Below are 19,599 nucleotides of genomic sequence, written 5' to 3' on the forward strand. Positions count from 1 at the left end.
TTTCTAAGGAAAATAAATTTTTTAAAAAAAGTATATGCGTTTTTAAGATTAAGTTATTATCACTGAAGGACGATTTCTAATTAAAAACGGAGTATATCAATGCAATACCTAACAAAAATCTTGGCCTTAACTTTTGGTTTGACATGGGCTATCACAAGCATGGCAAGCACACCTGCTGCAGAAGTACCTATTTTAGGAAAAACAATAACTCAAGCCAAACAACAAAACATGACACCCAAACAGGCATTACAACGTTTGAAAGATGGAAACCAACGATTTTTAAACAATACCCCCATTCCCAGAGATTATTTAAAACAAGCACACCAATCTTCTTACGGACAATATCCGTTTGCAGTTGTTCTTAATTGTATGGATTCTCGCAGTGTTCCGGAGTTATTTTTTGACCAAGGCTTAGCTGATTTATTTACCTTGCGCGTTGCAGGAAATGTACTCAATGATGATATTCTAGGCAGCATGGAATTTGCAACTAAAGTAGTGGGTTCTCGACTCATCGTTGTTTTAGCACATACTTCATGTGGTGCTGTAAGCGGTGCATGCAGTGGTGTAGAACTCGGCCATTTGACTGATGTGATAAATAAAATTAAACCTGTGGTACAAATGAGCATGGAAGAGCAAGGAACAAAAAATTGCTCGGATCCCAAATTAATTGATGCTATGGCTAAAGCCAATGCCCTTAGAATCGTCAGAGAGATGCAAGAACGAAGTCCCATTCTTAAAGATTTAATTACTAAAAAACAAGTAGGGATTGTAGCAGGATTACATGATATCAAAACCGGAAAAGTACAATTTTTCGAAGAAGAACGTTCTGTACCCAATTAAAGTTATGTTGCCTGGGTGAAGTTTCGTTGCGCCCAGGCTAACTTCAATCCCTTAGGAAGTCTTTTTTAACGTATCCATCAAGATCGTTTCAAGTTGTTCCTGGTTTACTGCAGTACATACACGGACAATATTCCCCTTTTTATCCACTTTAGTAGTACCTGATTGATCTTCCGGGTTTAATACAACGCTCAATTTTTTATTTATTGACTTAACAATTGAACTATCATGCGCTACTACTGCTGAAAGCACATCCCAAAAATACCACTTATGGTCAAATATCTCAGCTTCATTACGATGAAAAAGCTCATAAAAAAATTTATTACCCAAACTATTTTGATTTTGTTTTAATTTCAGATAAAACTCTTTAGTTACCGGAACTTGATTAGTTACATCCAGACCAATCAAAGTAATAGGAATTCCTGAACGAAATACTTTGTCGGCAGCATGAGGGTCAACGTAAATATTCCATTCTGCAGTGTTATTTCGAATTGAATGATCTAACTCAATCAGATTCCCCGTACTATCTACGGCACCACCCATAACATAAATCCTTTTAATTTTATTCTTTATCCTGGGCATTTGAGTCACTAACTCCCCCAGATTTGTTAGGGGGCCAATAGCTAAAATCTCAACTGGATCTTTTGAATTCTTTAAAGTAGATTTCAACAATTGCATTGCACTTTGTGAGTTGGATACTTCAACTATGGGCAACAAATTTGCAGCACCAGCTAAATCATCTGCTTGTTTACGAAGCCAATTAGGAAATTGATGGGTACCAGCCATGGGTGTATCGCGCCCGCAAGCTAATGGAATGTTTTCATGATGCGTCAATGCTAATAATCCAGCAACATTCCGCAATCCTGCTGGGCAATGTGATTCTCCAGTACCTACCACGGTAATTGCCTTAATTTCGATATCTTTTTGTGCTAACAAATAGAACATCGCTAATTCATCGTCGATTCCTACATCCGTATCAATAATAAAAGGTCTATCAGCATGTGCTAGAGAAAATAATAAAGAGAAAATAAAAACCACCGTTTGTTTTGCAAAATTCATAATCCATCTCCCGATTCCACATATAATTTTTTAATAGTTAATACTGCAACGAAACAAAAAATGGCACTCAAAGTTAGGTAAAAACTGGGAGCAAGATTACTATTTAATGACTGGATTAAATAAGTCGTAATAAACGGGGTTAACCCTCCAAAAAAAGCGAATGCCAGATTATAGGAAATAGCAATCCCAGTATAACGAATCGGCACCGGGAATAACTCAACAAGTATGCTGGGATAAACCATAATAGAGCTACTTAATATAGCAAAAATAAATAAGCTTACTATAAGTAACAAAGTGGTCTGTTGGGATAAAGTAACGAATAAAATATAACTTAACAAAATAAACCCAACCGATCCGATTAAAAGAATCACTTTACGGCCCAACCGATCACCACACCAACAAAAAAACACCAGCAGCAAGGAATAAAAACCTAAATTAATTGTATTGAGTAAGGTTGCTTGTTGTGTGGGATAAGCAAGAACCGTTGAGAGGTAGGTAGGCATATAGAGGAATAATAAATTGATCATTACAGAACCTAGACAGGTTAAACCAATTCCTTGCAAAATATTGCGCCAGTAAAGGGTCATTGCCTCAACAAAAGGAACTCGTGTATTTTCTGATGAATTTTTAAATGCAAGAAATAAGGGACTTTCAGACAATTGTTTGCGAATATAGAAACTGAACACACCGAGCAATCCACCGAAAACAAATGGAATCCGCCAACCATAGCTTAATAATTGAGCATTTGAGAGCTGGTTGGTTAAAATTAAACTAATCACCGCGCCCAGTAAAATACCTAAATTTAGGCAAGCGAAAATAATGCCACAAGCCAGAGCTCTGAAACGAGGATTAACATGCTCGCAAGTGAAGGTTAATGCTCCAGGAATTTCCCCACCAATTGATAGTCCTTGCAATAAACGAAGCACAATTAAAAAAACACTCGCAGAAATCCCTATCTGTTGATAAGTGGGTAAAAATCCAATAAGCACCGTGGGAAGAGCCATCAAGAGCACTGAAAAAATGAACGTCTTTTTGCGACCGTATTTATCTCCAAAATGACTAAAGACAAGACCACCTAACGGACGAATTAAATATCCAATGGCAAAAACCGCATAAACACTCATCAATGAAGCAAATTTGTCTGTTTCTGGAAAAAAAATCTGACTAATGATTGGTGCGAAAATAACATAAATGACAAAATCATAAAATTCCAACGCCCCACCTAAAGAAGCAAGAAAAATAATTTTCCGTTCATTAGACTTTAATTTCGACTTATGCATTTGCAGATCCTTGTCACATAAAATTTCTGTAAAATACCATAACTTTACCTCGCTCACATGAATTTTTTAAACCAACTCTCATCTCCTTACGTTTAAATATTTTCTTCAATAGTTCTTTTTTCTGAATTTTAGTAACATCAATAAAATCGATCATTGTTTCAGTCCAAGATGAAAAAACATATTATTTCTGAACAAGTTATTCGGCGCGTAGAATCAGCCGTAACTCAAGAACATATAGAAGCGTACAAAAAAGATGGGGCTGTTTGTATTCGTCAAATTCTTACCCCCATAGAAATAGAATTACTCTGTAATGGTATCGAACTCAATCTGAACTCACCAAGCCCACGGGTCAAAATTGCGAGTAAAAGTGAGGATCCAGGACGATTTATTGAAGATTTTTGTACCTGGCAAACCAATTCTTATTACCAACAATTCATCTTTGAATCGCCGGTTAGCCTTATTGCAGCCAAACTTATGGAAAGTAAAAAATCACGACTCTACCATGATCATCTTTTAGTTAAAGAGCCTAGCACGCAACAACGAACACCATGGCATCAAGATCAGCCGTATTACAATATTGAAGGAACCCAAAATTGCAGTTTATGGATCCCTGTTGATCCAGTATCTCGTATTTCTACCTTAGAGTTTATTGCAGGCTCTCATTTAGGACCGTGGTTTATGCCTCGATCCTTTATGGATAGCCAAGCAAAATGGTTTCCAGAAGGAAGCCTCGCAGAGCTTCCTGATATTGACTCAAAACGTGAAGACTACCCTATTATCGGGTGGGAAATAACTCCAGGTGATGTAGTTTGCTTTCATATGCTTACTCTTCATGCTGCAGGCGGAGTAGGTTCTCAGAAACGTCGAGTTTTCTCAGTACGTTTTCTCGGTGATGATGCGATCCATGCACCACGAAAATGGGCTACTTCCCCTGATTTTCCGGGGTTAAGCGAGCAACTTCCAGAAGGCGCACATATGGACCATCCTTTATTTCCTGTCGTTTGGGAGTACTAATCGAGATAGACTCTTTAACTCAGTATGAATTACAGGTCTCGTCTTAGAGTTTTATTTAGTTATTACCTTAAAAAGAAACAACAACCAAATTTTTACAATAAAAATTCTGTTTTTTTTCTTAAAAATAAGCAATACTTCTTTCTGAATAAATCGTGGTAAAACCTATGGTTAAAATAAGGCCTTTTCTTAAATGGGCGGGGAGTAAATACAACTGTTTGGAAAAGATTATTCCCTTTCTTCCTCCAGGTAAACGCTTAATTGAGCCTTTTGCCGGCTCGGGCGTCGTTTTTATGAATACAAATTATTCATCCTATTTGTTAGCTGAAAGTAATTTTGATTTAATTTATCTTTTCACAACCTTGCAGCAACAAGGGGATGCGTTCATTAAACAATGCGAAACCTATTTCAGCCCAGAATTCAACCATAAAGAAAAATATTATCAAATAAGATCTGATTTTAATGCCTCTCTTCATTCTGCGCAAAAATCTGCACTTTTTCTTTACCTAAACCGACACGGTTATAATGGATTATGCCGCTATAATTCGAAAGGAATCTATAACGTTCCTTTTGGGCTTTACAGCAAACCCTATTTTCCACGCAAAGAAATGCAGCTCTTTCACTCAAAAAGCCAACAAACAGAATTCATCCATAATGATTTCAGAAAAACTTTTGAATATGCAGAACGAGGGGATGTAATTTATTGCGACCCTCCTTATGTACTTCTTTCAGAGAAATCACATCACTTACCCTATACTAAAAAGCTGTTTACAACCGAAGATCAAATCGAATTGACAGAATTAGCTAAAGAAACAGCGGCTCGGGGAATTCCAGTTATACTTTCCAATCACGATACTGAATTTACTCGTTACCACTACAGAAAAGCCGAAATTAAAAGTTTTCCCGTGTCACGTTTTATTAATTGCCAAGGGTCACTACGGCGTCCAGTAAACGAGTTAATTGCAATATTTAATTAATTTGAAAGCTGAGGAGTAGGTGAAGCGAAACTCGGGATCAGTAACCTTATTAAACCTGGGTTTCGCTTCGCTTCACCCAGGCTTCAGGATTAATTAATTTGATGATCTTTATGATCTTTGATAAAGAATGCAAGAATAGTAACCAGTAATAATGAAAGGGGTAATATAGATAAAGCCACCTGGTAATCTACCACTGTATAAATATGCTCTCCCTCCACAATGCCACTATCACCAAAAGTATCCAGTAATTTACCAACTAAAGGTTGGAAAATAACCCCACCAAGTGTAACGATCATATTGGTGGCTGCAAAGACCGTACCTGATAATTGAGCCCCACTGCATTCCTTAGCCATAATAAATACAATAATTTCCGTGGCACTAAAGACACCATACAAGAACAATAAGACATTTAAACTTAAATAGGATAACCCAGGCAGATAGAGTACAAGACTTATACAAATCAACGCCAAAATTGCACCTAACACTAAAGGTAACAAACGTCTTCCAGTACGATCCGATAAATAACCCGCTATAGGAGCACCCACCGCCCAACCTAAGAAGACTGCAGAGACCGTCCTGGCAGCCTCAACTTTAGTCAAATGGTGCGCTTGTTCCAAGTACGTTTTTCCCCATAACTCACCGAATACAGATAAAGAGGTATACAAACAAGCTCCAACAAAACCGATAACCCAAACTTCTGGAGCCATTAATACTTTAAGAACATTTCTGAAAAATTCAGGTAAAGGATGTTTATTGGGGTGATGTCCTTCGGGACCATCACGTACCACGAGAAACATCAGCACACTCAAACCCGAGCCTACAATGGCAATAAAGAACAACACATGTTCCCAACCAATGCTCTGAGACCACTCGGTAATCTTCACTTCACCATACACAAGACCTAACATCCCTAAAGTAGTCATCAAGCCTGCAACTAAAGAAAAATAACGTCGGGGCAACCAATGTAATGCCAGAGAGAGAACTCCCACAAATGCAAATGAAGAACCAAATCCTACGAGAAAGCGACCTGCCCCAACCAAAAACATAGAAGAGGTCAAGGTAAACATCCAGGAACCAACGGTACAACAGATGCAGGCAAAAGTTAGAAGCCGTCTAGGACCAAATCGATCCATGAGCATTCCTACAGGCATTTGCATCGGCGAGTAAGCGAAATAATATAAAGCAGATATTTGACCAAAAGTAGTCGCTGAAATATGCCCCAACGCAATACTTAACTCAGTCTGCAAAACACCTGGAATTATGCGTAAGATAAACTCATAGCAATAAAAAATTGCCCCAACGAAGCAGATAAACATGCCAAAGAGCATTTGTTTTCTTGATACAGTATTATTTAGGTGCATGTGCGTGAGTTTCCCTTAAAAAGAAAGTTAATAAAGCAGCAATAAACATACTAAGAGGTATGAAAGCCAGCGCAATGCGATAATCAGTCACGTTATAAAGCTTATTTACGTTTTCAACAACCAACGCTGAAGAAAGTGAGGTTCCACTGCGAACGGAATAGCTGAAATCCAATAAATGTCCTACTAAAGGTTGTAATAACATTCCCCCAAGCATGACAATCATGTTTGTAAATGCCATAGCTGTACCTGCAGCCTCTCCAGGACTCAATTCCCTTCCCACCGCAAATACAATCGCTTGCGCACTATAAAATAAGCCTAAGAAAAACATGAGTATTTGTACATTAGTTTCAGTTAAACCAGGGAAGTACAGAATGACTAGCATAAGAACAGTAGCGATACTTGCACCTAGAAACATAGGCAACTTTCTACGCCCTATGCGGTCAGAAAAATAACCCATTAGTGGGGCGCCTATGGTAAAGCCCAAAAAGAGCAATGAGTTTGCTAAACCAGCGGCATGCGCAGATAAGCCGTGTGCATGTCTTAAATAGGGAATGCCCCATAACTCAGCAAAAACAGTTGTCGGCAAATAAACCATACAACCGTACAATCCATTAATCCATATTTGTTTATTGCTCAATATTATATTTAAATCAATTAAGCCGATTTTAAAATTAGAAACAGTACCACTTTGTCTATACCGACCTTTTTTATCATGGATGCCTAACCATAAAACAAAAGTTAATACGATCCCAAAAAATGCCGTCATATTTAGGGTTTTAATCCATCCCAATTTAGTGACGAAAAGCTCTAAAAAATTATCCCCCAGCATGGCACCGACTGTTCCTAATGCTGAGGTAATTCCAGAGACCATAGCGAGTTTATTCTCAGGCAACCAAATTGTAGCAAGTTTTAATACTCCCACAAAGGCAAAAGCAGAGCCTAATCCTACTAAAAATCGTCCTGAAGCTGCAACCCAAAACGAGGTTGTACCTGTGAATAAAAATGTTCCAACGACGCAAATGAAACAGGCTACAGTTAACAATCTTCGAGGACCATAGCGATCCATCATAATCCCTACAGGTAATTGCATAGGGACATATGCATAATAATATATAGATGAAATGTGCCCAAAACCTGTTGCAGACAAATTAAAATGCTCACGTAGAGCAGTTTCCATGACACTAGGTGCTATTCGAAGCAAATATTCGTAACTGTAAAATACCGCTCCAAGACCACAAATAAGCCATCCAATTAATGCGTAATTTCTCCGGTTTTCAGAAAGCAAAGTAATCTCCTTAACTATTTGTTAGGCAAGAACAAGCACTGTTTCAAAATTCAACAGTGAAATTCATACCTACAATTCACCTATTTTTATCCCGAGCGCAAACAGGAACATCTCACATGGCATACTGCTACACCTTGAGATCCCTCATGCATTCGGGATGCTACTTTTATTCTAAATTACAACTTACTTGATTCGCGCCGCTTGCTATTGCAGCTTCAGCCACAGCAGCAGGGACTCGTTCTCTTAAACGAGGGTCAATAGGCTTGGGAATGATGTAGTTAGGGCCAAAATCCCAATGCGTAACACCTGGGTAATTATCCTTCACTACCTGGGGAACAGGCTCATGCACCAGTTGACGGATAGCTTCAACTGCCGCAATTTGCATCGATTGATTAATACACTTGGCACGTACATCCAACGCACCACGAAAAATATAGGGAAAACACAACACATTATTGACTTGGTTAGGATAGTCACTACGTCCAGTAGCAATAACCAAATCATTACGTACTTGAAATGCTAATTCAGGTCTGATTTCAGGGTCAGGGTTAGATAAAGCAAAAATAACAGGCTTAGGTGCCATCAATTTTAATAGATCTGCGTCCAACAAATTCGGTTTGGCAACTCCAATAAATACATCTGCATCTACCAGTGCATCAGCTAGAGTCCGGCATTCAGTCGTACGTGCAAAAGCAAATTTATAAGCATTTAGATCGGCACGACCTGAATGGATAACTCCCTTAGTATCCAAAAGTAACATATTCTCTTTATGGGCGCCCATTGCAACAAGCAATCGCATCGAAGCAATTCCCGCAGCTCCTGCACCAATACATACAATTTTGGCATCGGATAATTTTTTTTGCTGCAATTCAAGGGCATTTAGCAAAGCTGCGGCAACCACTATAGCAGTACCATGCTGGTCATCATGAAATACAGGAATATTCAATTGCTCAATTAACGCCTGCTCAATCTCAAAACATTCCGGAGCTTTAAGATCTTCTAGGTTAATTCCTCCGAAAGTGGGGGCAATACGTTTGGCTGTGGAGATAAATGCTTGAGAATCATGAGCATCAATTTCGATGTCAAATACATCAATACCTGCAAAACGCTTAAATAAAACAGCTTTACCTTCCATAACTGGTTTACTCGCAAGAGGTCCAAGATCCCCCAAACCCAGCACCGCAGTACCATTAGTCATTACCGCAACTAAATTTCCCTTATTAGTGTAACGATAAGCATCTTCGGGGTTTTCTGCTATTGCAATCACCGGGGCAGCAACACCCGGTGTATAAGCTAGAGACAAATCACTCTGAGAGTCAGTTGATTTGGTAATATGAACACCAAGTTTTCCGGGAGTTGGAAACTCATGATAATCCAATGCGCACTGCTTTAAAACGTCATTATCCAAAGTACTCACTCTCTTACACAGAAATAAAACTTAAGTAAGGTCAAAAAATCCTACCAACCATTATTCAATTTATTGTACAACCATTGTGCTACAGGCACACAAACATCTGACTATGAACCCTTACTAAAATATAAGAGAAACAGCCAATGGATGATAAGATGGAGACAATAATTGGACGTCAAGAACCTGCGACACCGAAATTAGCATTGCAGGAACAATCTGTCAATAAGATATACTTCGAATGAAGTATATTCAAATAAGGCGCAAATAACGCGCGCCTTATTTCGTTTCTTCTTTAGCAGCTTGAGTAGAACGCTGGCTATAACGATCACGGAACTTCTGAACACGACCACCAGTATCTACTAATTTTTGTTTACCAGTATAAAAGGGATGACATTGTGAGCATACTTCAATGTTCAAATCTTTACATAAAGTTGAACGAGTTTCAAATTCCTCACCGCAACTGCATATTACTTTAACTTTTTTATATTCTGGATGAATTGATGCCTTCATAATACGACTCTCTATAGTTTAAATAAGTATCGCCACCTGAACCCAACGCCAGGCACCATACTCTGTACAAATGACGCAAAACAATAGCAGAAAAACTGTTGTAAAGCAATTTTTATCAAAAGGAAACCGCGGTTATACCCTCTTGGTCTATTAAATGAAACAATGATCTTAATATTTCAACATCATTGAAACAAAATAGGCACGATTGGTCTACGCTTATAAAAACGAATTAATTTAACAGGAGTTAAAATGAAAAAACTGGAACTCTATAAGCTTGAAACACCAAATGACCTCGATATAAGGGATCGTCGCAAAATTGCTGAGGCGGTTAATCCTCTTTTGGCTGATACATTTGCCTTATTTGTTAAAACCAAAAATTTCCATTGGCATATGACAGGACCTCATTATCGGGATTATCATCTTTTATTAGATGAGCAAAGTGAACAAATTTTTGCGATGATTGATGTTTTAGCCGAACGGGTACGCAAATTAGGAGAACGGACAATTCACTCTATTGGAGAGATTAAACAATTACAAACGCTTCGAGATACCAATGAAACCCTTTCTGCAGAGGATATGCTGCAAAATCTACTGGAAGATAATAAAGGGTTCTTAAAAAATTTACGAAAAGTTCATGAGGTATGTAGCAAAAAAAATGATTTCGCTACAACGAGTATCTTGGAAGTTTATATTGATGAAACAGAACGACGAATTTGGTTTCTATTTGAAACCTTGCAAAATAAGTAATGAAATTCTAATGTGCCTGGGTGAAGGCGAAGCCGGAACCCGGGTTCATAAACTCATCTACCCTACCCGATTTCTACTCCGCTACATTTAACTCACAATAAGATCTAGCTCAACCCATACAGGTGCGTGATCGGAAGGCCTTTCTGATTTACGTGGCTCCTTATCAATCACTGCTTGCCTACATAACCCATTAAGTGTTTTACTCAATAAAATATGATCAATACGTAAGCCTCGGTTACGTCTAAATGCCCCCGCACGATAATCCCACCAACTGAATATTTGTTCCTCCTGCATAAAATTTCTAAAACTGTCATGTAAGCCAAGTTGTAATAATTGCATAAAGGCTTCTCGTTCAGCAGGACTAACCAATACAGATCCAATCCATTCAGCAGGATCATGGACATCTCGATCTTCAGGAGCGATATTAAAATCTCCAACTACAGCTAAATTGGGGAAAAGACTCATTTGCTGCTGAATAAAAGCAGTAACTTTTTGCAACCAATTTAATTTGTATTGATATTTATCTGAAGTTAATTCAGACCCATTAGGAACATACAAATTGATCAAGCGAATACCTGCGATCGTAACCACCAAAATACGTCGTTGTGGATCAATGAAATCAGGGATATCCATGAGAACATCAGAAAAAGGATACCGACTTATTACAGCAACGCCGTTGTATGTCTTCTGTCCTGAAAATACAACATGATAGCCTTTTTCTATAAATGGGGTTATAGGGAAATTCTCATCAAGCAATTTTGTTTCTTGGAGCGCAAGAACATCCACACGCGAAGAATCAAACCATTCCAAAACTTGATCCAACCGTATCTTCAAAGAATTCACATTCCAGCTTGCTAATTTAAGCACACCAATCTCCTTTATATTCAATTAACAAAGGAGCGTGATCTGATAAGCGGGGTTCACGAAAAATTCGACTGTCGACTACATGTTCTGTTAACCCAGGAGTAACCACTTGATAATCTATTCTCCACCCAACATTTTTGTCCCATGCACGTCCTCTAAAAGACCACCAAGTATATTGCTCTTCTTGTTGATTATGCACACGAAATGCATCAACAAAACCCATGGCTCCAAACAATTTATCCATCCAAGCCCGTTCTTCAGGTAAAAATCCAGAATTTTTCTGATTGCCTCGCCAGTTTTTTAAATCGATTTGTTTATGGGCAATATTATAATCACCACACACAATCAACTCCCGTCCCTCATTTTTTAATCGAATCAAATGCTCAGCAAATTGTTCGAGAAAACCATACTTGACCGTTTGACGCTCCTCACCACTAGTTCCAGAAGGTAAATAAAGCGAGACAATACTAAATTTTGGATAATCAAATTGAATGTAGCGACCTTCATTATCGCAATAATCAAAACCCATACCTCTTACGATACGATTCGGTTTGTGCCGTGCATAAATTGCCACTCCACTATACCCTTTCTTTTGTGCTGAATAATAATCACAGAAATAATCGCGTGGATAATATAATTCCTCCGGAATTAATTGTTCTGGCTGTGCCTTCGTTTCTTGTATACAAACAAAATCAGCATCTTGCATCGCAAGCCACTCATAAAATCCATTACGCGCTGCTGAACGTATCCCATTGGCATTAAAACTAATTACTTTCATTTTTTTCACTCAATTTATTTATTGCAGCCCGGACAAATCAAGAACGCCCAAATGCTATCATAAAAACTCTTTACTACGCTTTTAATTACCCCAATTAATGCTCATTATTTTTGCACAATTTAAGAGCAGCTCGTGCCAAACGTTCACCTAAATGGCGGGCTAGATTAATTTCATCCTGACTCAGAGGTCGATCATTTGCAACGCCAGAAACATGCGTCGCACCGTAGGGTGTTCCACCACTCACTGTATCATTCAAAGAGGACTCCGAATAAGGCACGCCCAATAAAATCATCCCTTGATGCAATAAAGGTAACATCATACTTAATAATGTAGTTTCCTGGCCTCCATGCATACTTGCAGAAGAAGAGAAAACGCAAGCTGGTTTATCTACTAAATCACCTGCCAGCCACAAAGAGGAAGTACTGTCCAGAAAATATTTCAAAGGAGCAGCCATATTTCCAAAACGGGTCGGGCTACCTAAAGCTAGTCCATGACACTGACGCAAATCATCTAAAGTTACATAAGGCGCCCCCTCATCTGGAATCGTCTTATCAACTGCTTCACAGGTAGTAGAAACAGGGGGAACCGTTCTTAAACGTGCTTCAATCCCCCCAACACGTTCTACACCACGCGCAAGATATTGTGCTAATTGCGCTACCGAACCGGTGCGCGAATAATATAAAACTAAAACATAAGGATTAGACATCAAACAACTCCATTACCTTAAATTGAGGAAGCAGTTGGGTTTGGACAAATAGTACAGAACCTATCGGGTTTTTACTGATCATAACGGCTCAACTGCTTTTTCCAGGTTAAAATTTAAAATCATACTTTAATTGCGCTTCCAATTTCATTTCAATAAACTTTATTAGCTGATACAAAGCTCCTCCTTTTCTAGGTTTTAAGGTTTTCAAATCAGAGACAATATCATCAGCTGAATCATAATAATTATTAACTGCCATATTCGCGATTATTTTACTTACTGCACGAACGTGATGTCTATTCCAATATCCTGCAATCATACGTCCAATGAAGGAACCGAATAAACAATTTTCTTTAGTATAATCGATAAGCAATGCTTTGATTCTTCTATGATTTGAATTTCCCTTACTTTTATCCCAAATATTGGTATAAGCCTTGGAATCTAAAGGAAATTTGTGAGAATTAAAAAATGAATATGCTCTTACACCAATACAGGAAGAATGAGATTCATCATTTTCGGAAGAATCATCGGTGCCTTCTTCTAACTCAAGATCTTCACTTCTTATTGTAGCAATAGAACTCGGTTGATGTGACATTTTTTTCTCCTCCGTGAGAACAGCCGTTTTATAGAACTTGCAGTTTCTCTTTAATCACATACCAAAATTACAATTGAATCAAGTCCTGCGAAAATTAAAAAAGGTATAGCATTGAAGATTTGAAGGGGGGTTGATAGGTCATCAGAGAACTAGCGAAACCCGTGAAGGGACAATAGATTTATTGCATAATACGGGTTCGCTATGTGAGTCTCAGACTGCTCTATTATAGAATATAACGGGCTAAATCATCGTCGGCTACCAGCTGTCCGAGATTTTTTTCAACATATGCTTTATCCACATGAACAGATTCACCTGCTTTATCTGTAGCTTCAAACGAAACGACTTCTAATAACCGTTCCATCACGGTATAGAGCCTACGCGCGCCAATATTTTCTGTACGCTCGTTTACTTGCCAAGCTACTTCGGCAATCCTTCTAATTCCTGACTCATCAAAAGTTAGTGTCAATCCTTCAGTAGCCATTAAAGCACTGTATTGCAGTGTTAGTGATGCAGTAGGTTCTGTGAGAATACGCACGAAATCTTCAACAGAAAGGGCAGATAATTCAACTCGGATAGGCAATCTTCCTTGTAATTCAGCAATCAAATCAGACGGCTTAGCAACATGGAATGCCCCAGATGCAATAAATAAAATATGATCCGAACGAATCATACCGTATTTTGTGGTCACCGAAGTTCCTTCAACTAAGGGTAATAAATCTCTTTGTACGCCTTCACGAGAAACATCCCCGCCCCCTGCATTCTCAGTTCGTCGTGCTACTTTATCCAACTCATCGATAAAGACAATCCCATTTTGTTCCACATTTTCTATGGCATGAGTCTTAATATCATCCTCATTAATGAGCTTAGCCGCCTCTTCTTCACGTAAAATCTGCATCGCCTTACCTATAGTCATTTTACGTGTTTTTGTACGGTGAGTGCCCACTTGTTGAAACATGGATTGTAATTGGCTTGTCATTTCTTCCATGCCTGGAGGAGCCATAATTTCAATGCCAATAGGTGTTGCTGAAATTTCTATTTCAATTTCATTCTCATTAAGAATCCCTTCACGCAATTGCTTACGAAAGACTTGTCTGGCTGTACTGTCTTTTTCACTAGGTGTTAAACTGCCGCGGGCGGGCGGAAGCAATACATCCAGAATACGCTCTTCAGCCGCATCTTCAGCCAAGTGCTCTACTTTTTTCATCGCAAATTCACGCTCTTGTTTTACCGCGATATCTGCCAAATCACGCAAAATAGAATCTACATCGCGTCCAACATACCCCACCTCGGTAAATTTTGTTGCTTCGACTTTGATGAAAGGAGCACGTGCTAATTTAGCTAAACGTCGAGCAATTTCCGTTTTACCCACACCAGTGGGCCCAATCATAAGAATATTTTTAGGCATGATTTCATTGCGCAAAGCGGTATCTTTAATATTCATACGTCGCCAACGATTACGTAATGCAATTGCTACTGCCCTTTTCGCATCATCCTGGCCAATAATATATTTATCCAATTCCTGGACAATTTCACGAGGAGTCATCACTTCTCGAATAACCTCACGAGGAGTCATCTTGCTGTTATTTGTCGCCATTATTTAATTCTTCTATAGTTAAATTGTTATTGGTATAAATACAGATATCGCCAGCAATGTTTAATGCTTTACGCACTATCTCTACAGCAGATAATTTTGTATTTTCCATCAATGCGCGTGCAGCTGCTTGCGCAAAAGGACCGCCTGAACCAATTGCAATTAAGCTTTGCTCTGGTTCGATTACGTCGCCATTACCTGTGATAATGAGGGAAGATTTGACGTCCGCAACAGCAAGAACTGCTTCGAGTCGGCGCAATATTCTGTCTGTTCGCCAATCTTTAGCGAGCTCAACTGCGGCACGGACCAAATGACCTTGATGCATTTCCAACTTGCTCTCAAAACGTTCAAAAAGAGTAAACGCATCTGCAGTACCGCCAGCAAAACCAGCAATTACTTGATCTTTATAGAGGCGTCGCACTTTACGCGCATTCCCCTTCATCACGGTATTACCTAGAGTTACCTGGCCATCTCCACCGATAACCACTTGATTTCCGCGTCGTACTGAAAGTATGGTTGTCCCACGAAATTGTTCCAAAATAAAATCCTCAAATCAAATCGGAACCCTATACATGGGGATGATAAACAAAAAAACAAGGGGTCACAAAATGAATAAATTATTACTATTCATGCCGTGACATCAGAATGTAACCTGGGGTGTAACCCAGGGAAATTCCGAATTTATGGTTTTGGATTTCTACTATGACGTTCACCCCGTCACAATAATTTAAGTGGGCGCAGGCCGTAAACAACTTTTTTGGCCTACGATTCAGATTAAAAAAGATACTCCATGTGATAAATTCTCTAATCCAAGATGTTGTGCGATACTTTGGCCTACATCAGCAAAGGTATCGCGACGTCCAATGAAACGGCTTTTAATGTTAGGGCCATATGCTAATACAGGAATATGCTCTCTTGTGTGATCAGATCCAGGAAAAGTAGGATCACACCCATGATCGGCTGCAATAACAACTAGATCATCGGGCTTTAATAAAGCATCGAGCTCTGGAAGACGTGCATCAAACGCTTCAAGTGCATGAGCATAACCCGTTACATCACGACGATGGCCAAATGAGGAATCAAAGTCTACAAAATTAGTAAAAACTAAACTACCCTCCGGAGCAGTCTTCATTGCAGCCAAAGTAGCATCGAACAAGGCCATGTTGTCATCAGCCTTAATCACTTGGGTTACTCCCTGATGAGCATAAATATCTGCAATTTTTCCTAGGGCAATTACTTCGCGACCGGATTCTTTCATGTAATCAAGTAGGGTTTTTTCGGGAGGTAACGTTGCATAATCTTTACGATGTGGAGTTCGTTTGAATGCTCCTGGTTGACCAATAAAAGGTCGGGCAATTACCCGTCCAATCTGATATTCATCGACCAAAGTACGTGCAATTTCACAGATATCATACAACCGCTGTAATCCAAAATGTTCTTCATGGGCGGCAATTTGAAATACACTGTCTGCGGAAGTATAAACTATAGGCTTTCCTGTTCTGATGTGTTCTTCACCCAACTCATCAAGAATTGTAGTTCCTGACGCATGTTTCTCACCAAGAACCCCTGGTAACCCAGTTCGTTGAATAAAGGTATCAATTAATTTTTTAGGAAAGCAAAATGGTTGTTCGGGAAAATAACCCCATTCGAACGTCACTGGGACCCCTGCTAACTCCCAATGTCCGCTTGGAGTATCCTTCCCTAAGCTCTGTTCTACTGCATAACCATAATGGCCTACAGGTTCAGAAAAATTAGACAATTCAACAAAACGCAATCCACAACTTGCTAGAGTTGCATGGTAAAGTCCTAGTTTGGCCAAATTAGGCAAAGTTAAAGGGCCTTGGCGAAGCCCCTCTCGATTGCACTCATCACGTTCACATGCTTCATGAATATGAACAAATGTATTAGCGCCCGCATCCCCATAACGATGGGCATCTAAACTTGCCCCAATGCCAAAAGAATCCATCAGTAATATACAAACTCTCCCTGTCATCTTAGACCTCAGTATGTTGGCAGCGTGTTTCTTTTAACCCCATCAACATGAGGAAAGCAATTAATAGTCCTACGGGTAAAATAATTGCAGCATATTGATATGCATCAAGTAGATAAACAGGGGTTCCGTTCACCATCTGCATATCCCCATGATTCGTTAATAAATAACTGAACATATTTTGATACACAATATAACCGCCTTGTGTCAATATTGAAATGACACTTACAGCAGTTGCGGTCATTGCAGGAGAACTACTCTCTGCCACTAATGCGTAACTAATCACTTGCGCTGAAGTAAAGAAACCCAGCAAGAAAAACAAAAATGCCATCATGCTATAAGAGACAGGGAGGTAGAGTACTGCGAGCAAAGTTAATAAGGAGGCAATTACCCCAATTCTCATTGGCATAATTCGTAAACCCATTTTATCAGATATCCAACCGACTAAAGGGGAACCTACAATCGACCCCAAAAATAACATTCCATTTACTACCGAGGCTTGCGAAGAACTAATGTCCAGCCGTTGCACTAAATATAAAGTCCCCATCATGGCACCGAATACGGCAATAGCCATATTCATTAGACTGGCATAAAATGCAGCCCGCAAATATTGAGTATTCAAATAAGCCTTTTTAGCGGCTGAGAAAACATTAATTGGTTTAACAACTTGCCTTATTGCTTTTTGCGGTCTTTCTTTTATCCAAAAAAACATAACAATCAGCATAGCAAAACCAAGAATTCCTACATCTTGTACTGCCTGACGCCATCCAACCAAAATAACGAGCTTGGTTAACGGATATTGTGCCAACATACCTCCAGCCATTGCCATCGTGACTATTGCTCCAGTCACCAAAGCCATACGCTTGGGTGGAAACCAATGAGATGCTAAACGTACAGGCCCTAAGAAACAGAACGCACTACCTATGCCTGTGATAAATCGACAAAATAAGGCCATATAAAAAGAATGAGAATAAGCCAATAGAAACGTACTCACCACACATAAAAACATTGCGATTAATAAAGTATTTTTAATGGAGAAGCGATCGAGAGCCATCCCCGCGACAAAAAGAAACAATACATTAGAAAGATAGTAAATGCTTGAGAGCCATGCCATTTTATCTGCTTGTATCTGATAATCCTGCATGATATTTGCAGCGATGGATGCAAACATATTCCCCTGAATAAACTCATAAAAAAAGAATAAGGTCGCAGCAAAACACACCATCCAGGGTAATAATGACGATTTTATCTCATTATATCCTTGAAACTCATCCACAACTTGCATCTTTACTCCTCAGCTTTATCGCTTGCAATATGTTTCACGGGTTATTAATACGGCAATTAAAGCCGCAACCGTAGTTATTGGGAACATCCACATGGCGTATTGAAAATCAGCCACCGAATAAGTTATTACTGCCGACCCAGCATGATGGGCGATTAACCAACCATAGAGTACTTGGCCTACACCACCTCCCCCATGATAATTACTGAGGCAATACCTGTAGCAGCCCCGGTGTTTTCAGCAGAATTACTTTCAGCCACTAAAGGATAAGAAATCACTTGTGTACTGGTAAAAAAGCCTAAGGCAAAAAAGATAATACTTAGAGCAAATTGCGATAAAACGATATCTAAGAATAAGGGAACTACAGTGATAAGGGTTGCAATAGCTCCACAGACCATTAAAGGTTTCCGACGCCCTTGAGAATCAGACAACCATCCTGCTAATGGGCAACCAATAACACTTCCCATAAAAATCAAACTGACAACATTGCTGGCAACCATTTCGGGTAAATGATGAACTACTTGCAAGTAACTCGCGCCCCATAAAGCGCATAAAACCATAATGGGTAAATTAAGAAAAGAGGTGTAAAAACCTGCTAACCAATTTTGTGAATTAGATAATGCGTTTATAAATCCCGAAATGACTTGTCCCTGATTGGTACGAATTTTCAGGGGTGACTCGGCGGGTTTATCACTTACCATATAGTAAATCCACAGCAGCAATCCTGCACCAACTGCCCCATCAATTAACAAAGCTTTGCGCCATCCAAATAATTCATAAAGATACGCAAAAGGAGTATGAGCCATCATACCGCCAACAAAAGCCATAGTGACCAAAGACCCGATAACAAGAGCTTGTCTTCTAGGTGGAAACCAATGCGATACCAAGACTACGCAGGATAAAAAACAAAATGCATTACCTATTCCGGAAAGAAAATGACAAAATGAAGCCAAGATAAATGAGTGTGTTAATGCAAAACCTACAGTACCAAGAACACAAATAAACATCGCGCTTAAAATAACTGTACGTGTAGAAAAACGATCCAGAATAATTCCCGCTGGGAGAAGAAATAGAATATCTGCCCACAAATAAGCACTGGACATCCAACTTAATTGAGTTGCATCAATATGAAAATCATCCCGTAAAGGTTGATTGATTACATCAAAAATGTTGAGTTGAAAAAATTCATATAAAAAAAAGAGTCCTGCGGAAAGACACACAACCCAGGCCATTAAATCACCACGTGGCACAAAAGCTCTCGAATCCACTGCAACAGATTGCGACACAGTTACTCCTTATGGCTTAAAAATTGCGCCCG

General features: G+C 39.2%; 18 protein-coding genes and 1 pseudogene. 4 read left to right on the forward strand and 15 right to left on the reverse strand.

The genetic code is table 11. From position 1 onward, the window contains the following. Window positions 1-159 precede the first annotated feature (159 nt). Window positions 160-840 carry a carbonic anhydrase family protein gene (locus HBNCFIEN_RS12125; RefSeq protein ID WP_255464417.1) on the forward strand — a complete coding sequence of 227 codons (681 nt, stop codon included), beginning with the start codon at window positions 160-162 and terminating at the stop codon, window positions 838-840. Window positions 841-891: 51 nt separating this feature from the next. Here the strand turns inward: HBNCFIEN_RS12125 and HBNCFIEN_RS12130 are convergent, their stop codons facing one another. Both HBNCFIEN_RS12130 and HBNCFIEN_RS12135 read right to left on the reverse strand, forming a co-directional pair. Then, on the reverse strand, window positions 892-1,896 hold the full coding sequence (locus HBNCFIEN_RS12130; RefSeq protein WP_182391340.1) for a nucleoside hydrolase: 1,005 nt from the start codon (window positions 1,894-1,896) through the stop codon (window positions 892-894). Then, on the reverse strand, window positions 1,893-3,176 hold the full coding sequence (locus HBNCFIEN_RS12135) for an MFS transporter (protein WP_182391341.1): 1,284 nt from the start codon (window positions 3,174-3,176) through the stop codon (window positions 1,893-1,895). The genes HBNCFIEN_RS12130 and HBNCFIEN_RS12135 overlap by 4 nt, the downstream gene beginning before the upstream one ends. Before the next feature lie 168 nt (window positions 3,177-3,344). On the opposite strand from HBNCFIEN_RS12135, the gene HBNCFIEN_RS12140 reads away from it, so the two are divergent. After that, a complete protein-coding gene (locus HBNCFIEN_RS12140; RefSeq protein ID WP_182391342.1) occupies window positions 3,345-4,190 on the forward strand; it encodes a phytanoyl-CoA dioxygenase family protein in 846 nt (281 codons plus the stop codon). A gap of 164 nt (window positions 4,191-4,354) precedes the next feature. Then, the gene (locus HBNCFIEN_RS12145) at window positions 4,355-5,164 is read left to right on the forward strand and encodes a Dam family site-specific DNA-(adenine-N6)-methyltransferase (protein WP_182391343.1); all 810 of its coding nucleotides are present in this window, start codon (window positions 4,355-4,357) and stop codon (window positions 5,162-5,164) included. 89 nt (window positions 5,165-5,253) lie between these two features. On the opposite strand, the gene HBNCFIEN_RS12150 is transcribed toward HBNCFIEN_RS12145, so the two are convergent. The 4 genes from HBNCFIEN_RS12150 to rpmE form a co-directional block, all read right to left on the reverse strand. Further along, the gene (locus HBNCFIEN_RS12150; protein ID WP_182391344.1) at window positions 5,254-6,525 is read right to left on the reverse strand and encodes an MFS transporter; all 1,272 of its coding nucleotides are present in this window, start codon (window positions 6,523-6,525) and stop codon (window positions 5,254-5,256) included. Continuing rightward, complete coding sequence (locus HBNCFIEN_RS12155; RefSeq protein ID WP_182391345.1) at window positions 6,512-7,810, reverse strand: MFS transporter; 1,299 nt, start codon at window positions 7,808-7,810, stop codon at window positions 6,512-6,514. The genes HBNCFIEN_RS12150 and HBNCFIEN_RS12155 overlap by 14 nt, the downstream gene beginning before the upstream one ends. A 166-nt stretch (window positions 7,811-7,976) precedes the next feature. Beyond that, window positions 7,977-9,218, reverse strand: a complete 1,242-nt coding sequence (locus HBNCFIEN_RS12160) for a malic enzyme-like NAD(P)-binding protein (RefSeq protein WP_182391346.1) — start codon at window positions 9,216-9,218, stop codon at window positions 7,977-7,979. Between the two features lie 279 nt (window positions 9,219-9,497). Then, window positions 9,498-9,731, reverse strand: a complete 234-nt coding sequence (gene rpmE / locus HBNCFIEN_RS12165; protein ID WP_182391347.1) for a 50S ribosomal protein L31 — start codon at window positions 9,729-9,731, stop codon at window positions 9,498-9,500. Window positions 9,732-9,980: 249 nt separating this feature from the next. Between rpmE and HBNCFIEN_RS12170 the strand changes: the two genes are divergently transcribed. Beyond that, a complete protein-coding gene (locus tag HBNCFIEN_RS12170) occupies window positions 9,981-10,478 on the forward strand; it encodes a Dps family protein (RefSeq protein WP_182391348.1) in 498 nt (165 codons plus the stop codon). A gap of 87 nt (window positions 10,479-10,565) precedes the next feature. Here the strand turns inward: HBNCFIEN_RS12170 and xth are convergent, their stop codons facing one another. The 9 genes and pseudogenes from xth to HBNCFIEN_RS12215 all read right to left on the reverse strand — a co-directional run bounded on the left by xth (window position 10,566) and on the right by HBNCFIEN_RS12215 (window position 19,567). Continuing rightward, a complete protein-coding gene (gene xth / locus HBNCFIEN_RS12175) occupies window positions 10,566-11,345 on the reverse strand; it encodes an exodeoxyribonuclease III (RefSeq protein WP_182391349.1) in 780 nt (259 codons plus the stop codon). Then, entirely contained in the window at window positions 11,338-12,120 is a 783-nt protein-coding gene (locus HBNCFIEN_RS12180; RefSeq protein WP_182391350.1) for an exodeoxyribonuclease III, read from the reverse strand. The genes xth and HBNCFIEN_RS12180 overlap by 8 nt, the downstream gene beginning before the upstream one ends. 94 nt (window positions 12,121-12,214) lie before the next feature. Next, window positions 12,215-12,826, reverse strand: coding sequence for an NAD(P)H:quinone oxidoreductase (wrbA, locus tag HBNCFIEN_RS12185; RefSeq protein WP_182391351.1), 612 nt, complete (start codon window positions 12,824-12,826; stop codon window positions 12,215-12,217). Between the two features lie 106 nt (window positions 12,827-12,932). Further along, a complete protein-coding gene (locus HBNCFIEN_RS12190) occupies window positions 12,933-13,418 on the reverse strand; it encodes a DUF5617 domain-containing protein (RefSeq protein WP_182391352.1) in 486 nt (161 codons plus the stop codon). A gap of 223 nt (window positions 13,419-13,641) precedes the next feature. After that, the gene (gene hslU / locus HBNCFIEN_RS12195) at window positions 13,642-15,012 is read right to left on the reverse strand and encodes an ATP-dependent protease ATPase subunit HslU (RefSeq protein ID WP_182391353.1); all 1,371 of its coding nucleotides are present in this window, start codon (window positions 15,010-15,012) and stop codon (window positions 13,642-13,644) included. Beyond that, window positions 14,999-15,547 carry an ATP-dependent protease subunit HslV gene (hslV, locus tag HBNCFIEN_RS12200; RefSeq protein WP_182391354.1) on the reverse strand — a complete coding sequence of 183 codons (549 nt, stop codon included), beginning with the start codon at window positions 15,545-15,547 and terminating at the stop codon, window positions 14,999-15,001. The genes hslU and hslV overlap by 14 nt, the downstream gene beginning before the upstream one ends. A gap of 231 nt (window positions 15,548-15,778) precedes the next feature. Further along, window positions 15,779-17,002: a phosphopentomutase gene (locus HBNCFIEN_RS12205; RefSeq protein ID WP_182391355.1), complete on the reverse strand. Its 1,224-nt coding sequence runs from the start codon at window positions 17,000-17,002 to the stop codon at window positions 15,779-15,781. A gap of 1 nt (window position 17,003) precedes the next feature. Continuing rightward, window positions 17,004-18,284: an MFS transporter gene (locus HBNCFIEN_RS12210; protein WP_182391356.1), complete on the reverse strand. Its 1,281-nt coding sequence runs from the start codon at window positions 18,282-18,284 to the stop codon at window positions 17,004-17,006. A gap of 15 nt (window positions 18,285-18,299) precedes the next feature. Beyond that, window positions 18,300-19,567, reverse strand: a pseudogene (locus HBNCFIEN_RS12215) (MFS transporter). Window positions 19,568-19,599 lie beyond the last annotated feature (32 nt).

The organism is Legionella sp. PC997, from assembly GCF_014109825.1.
In the GTDB taxonomy this organism is placed as follows: Bacteria; Pseudomonadota; Gammaproteobacteria; order Legionellales; family Legionellaceae; genus Legionella.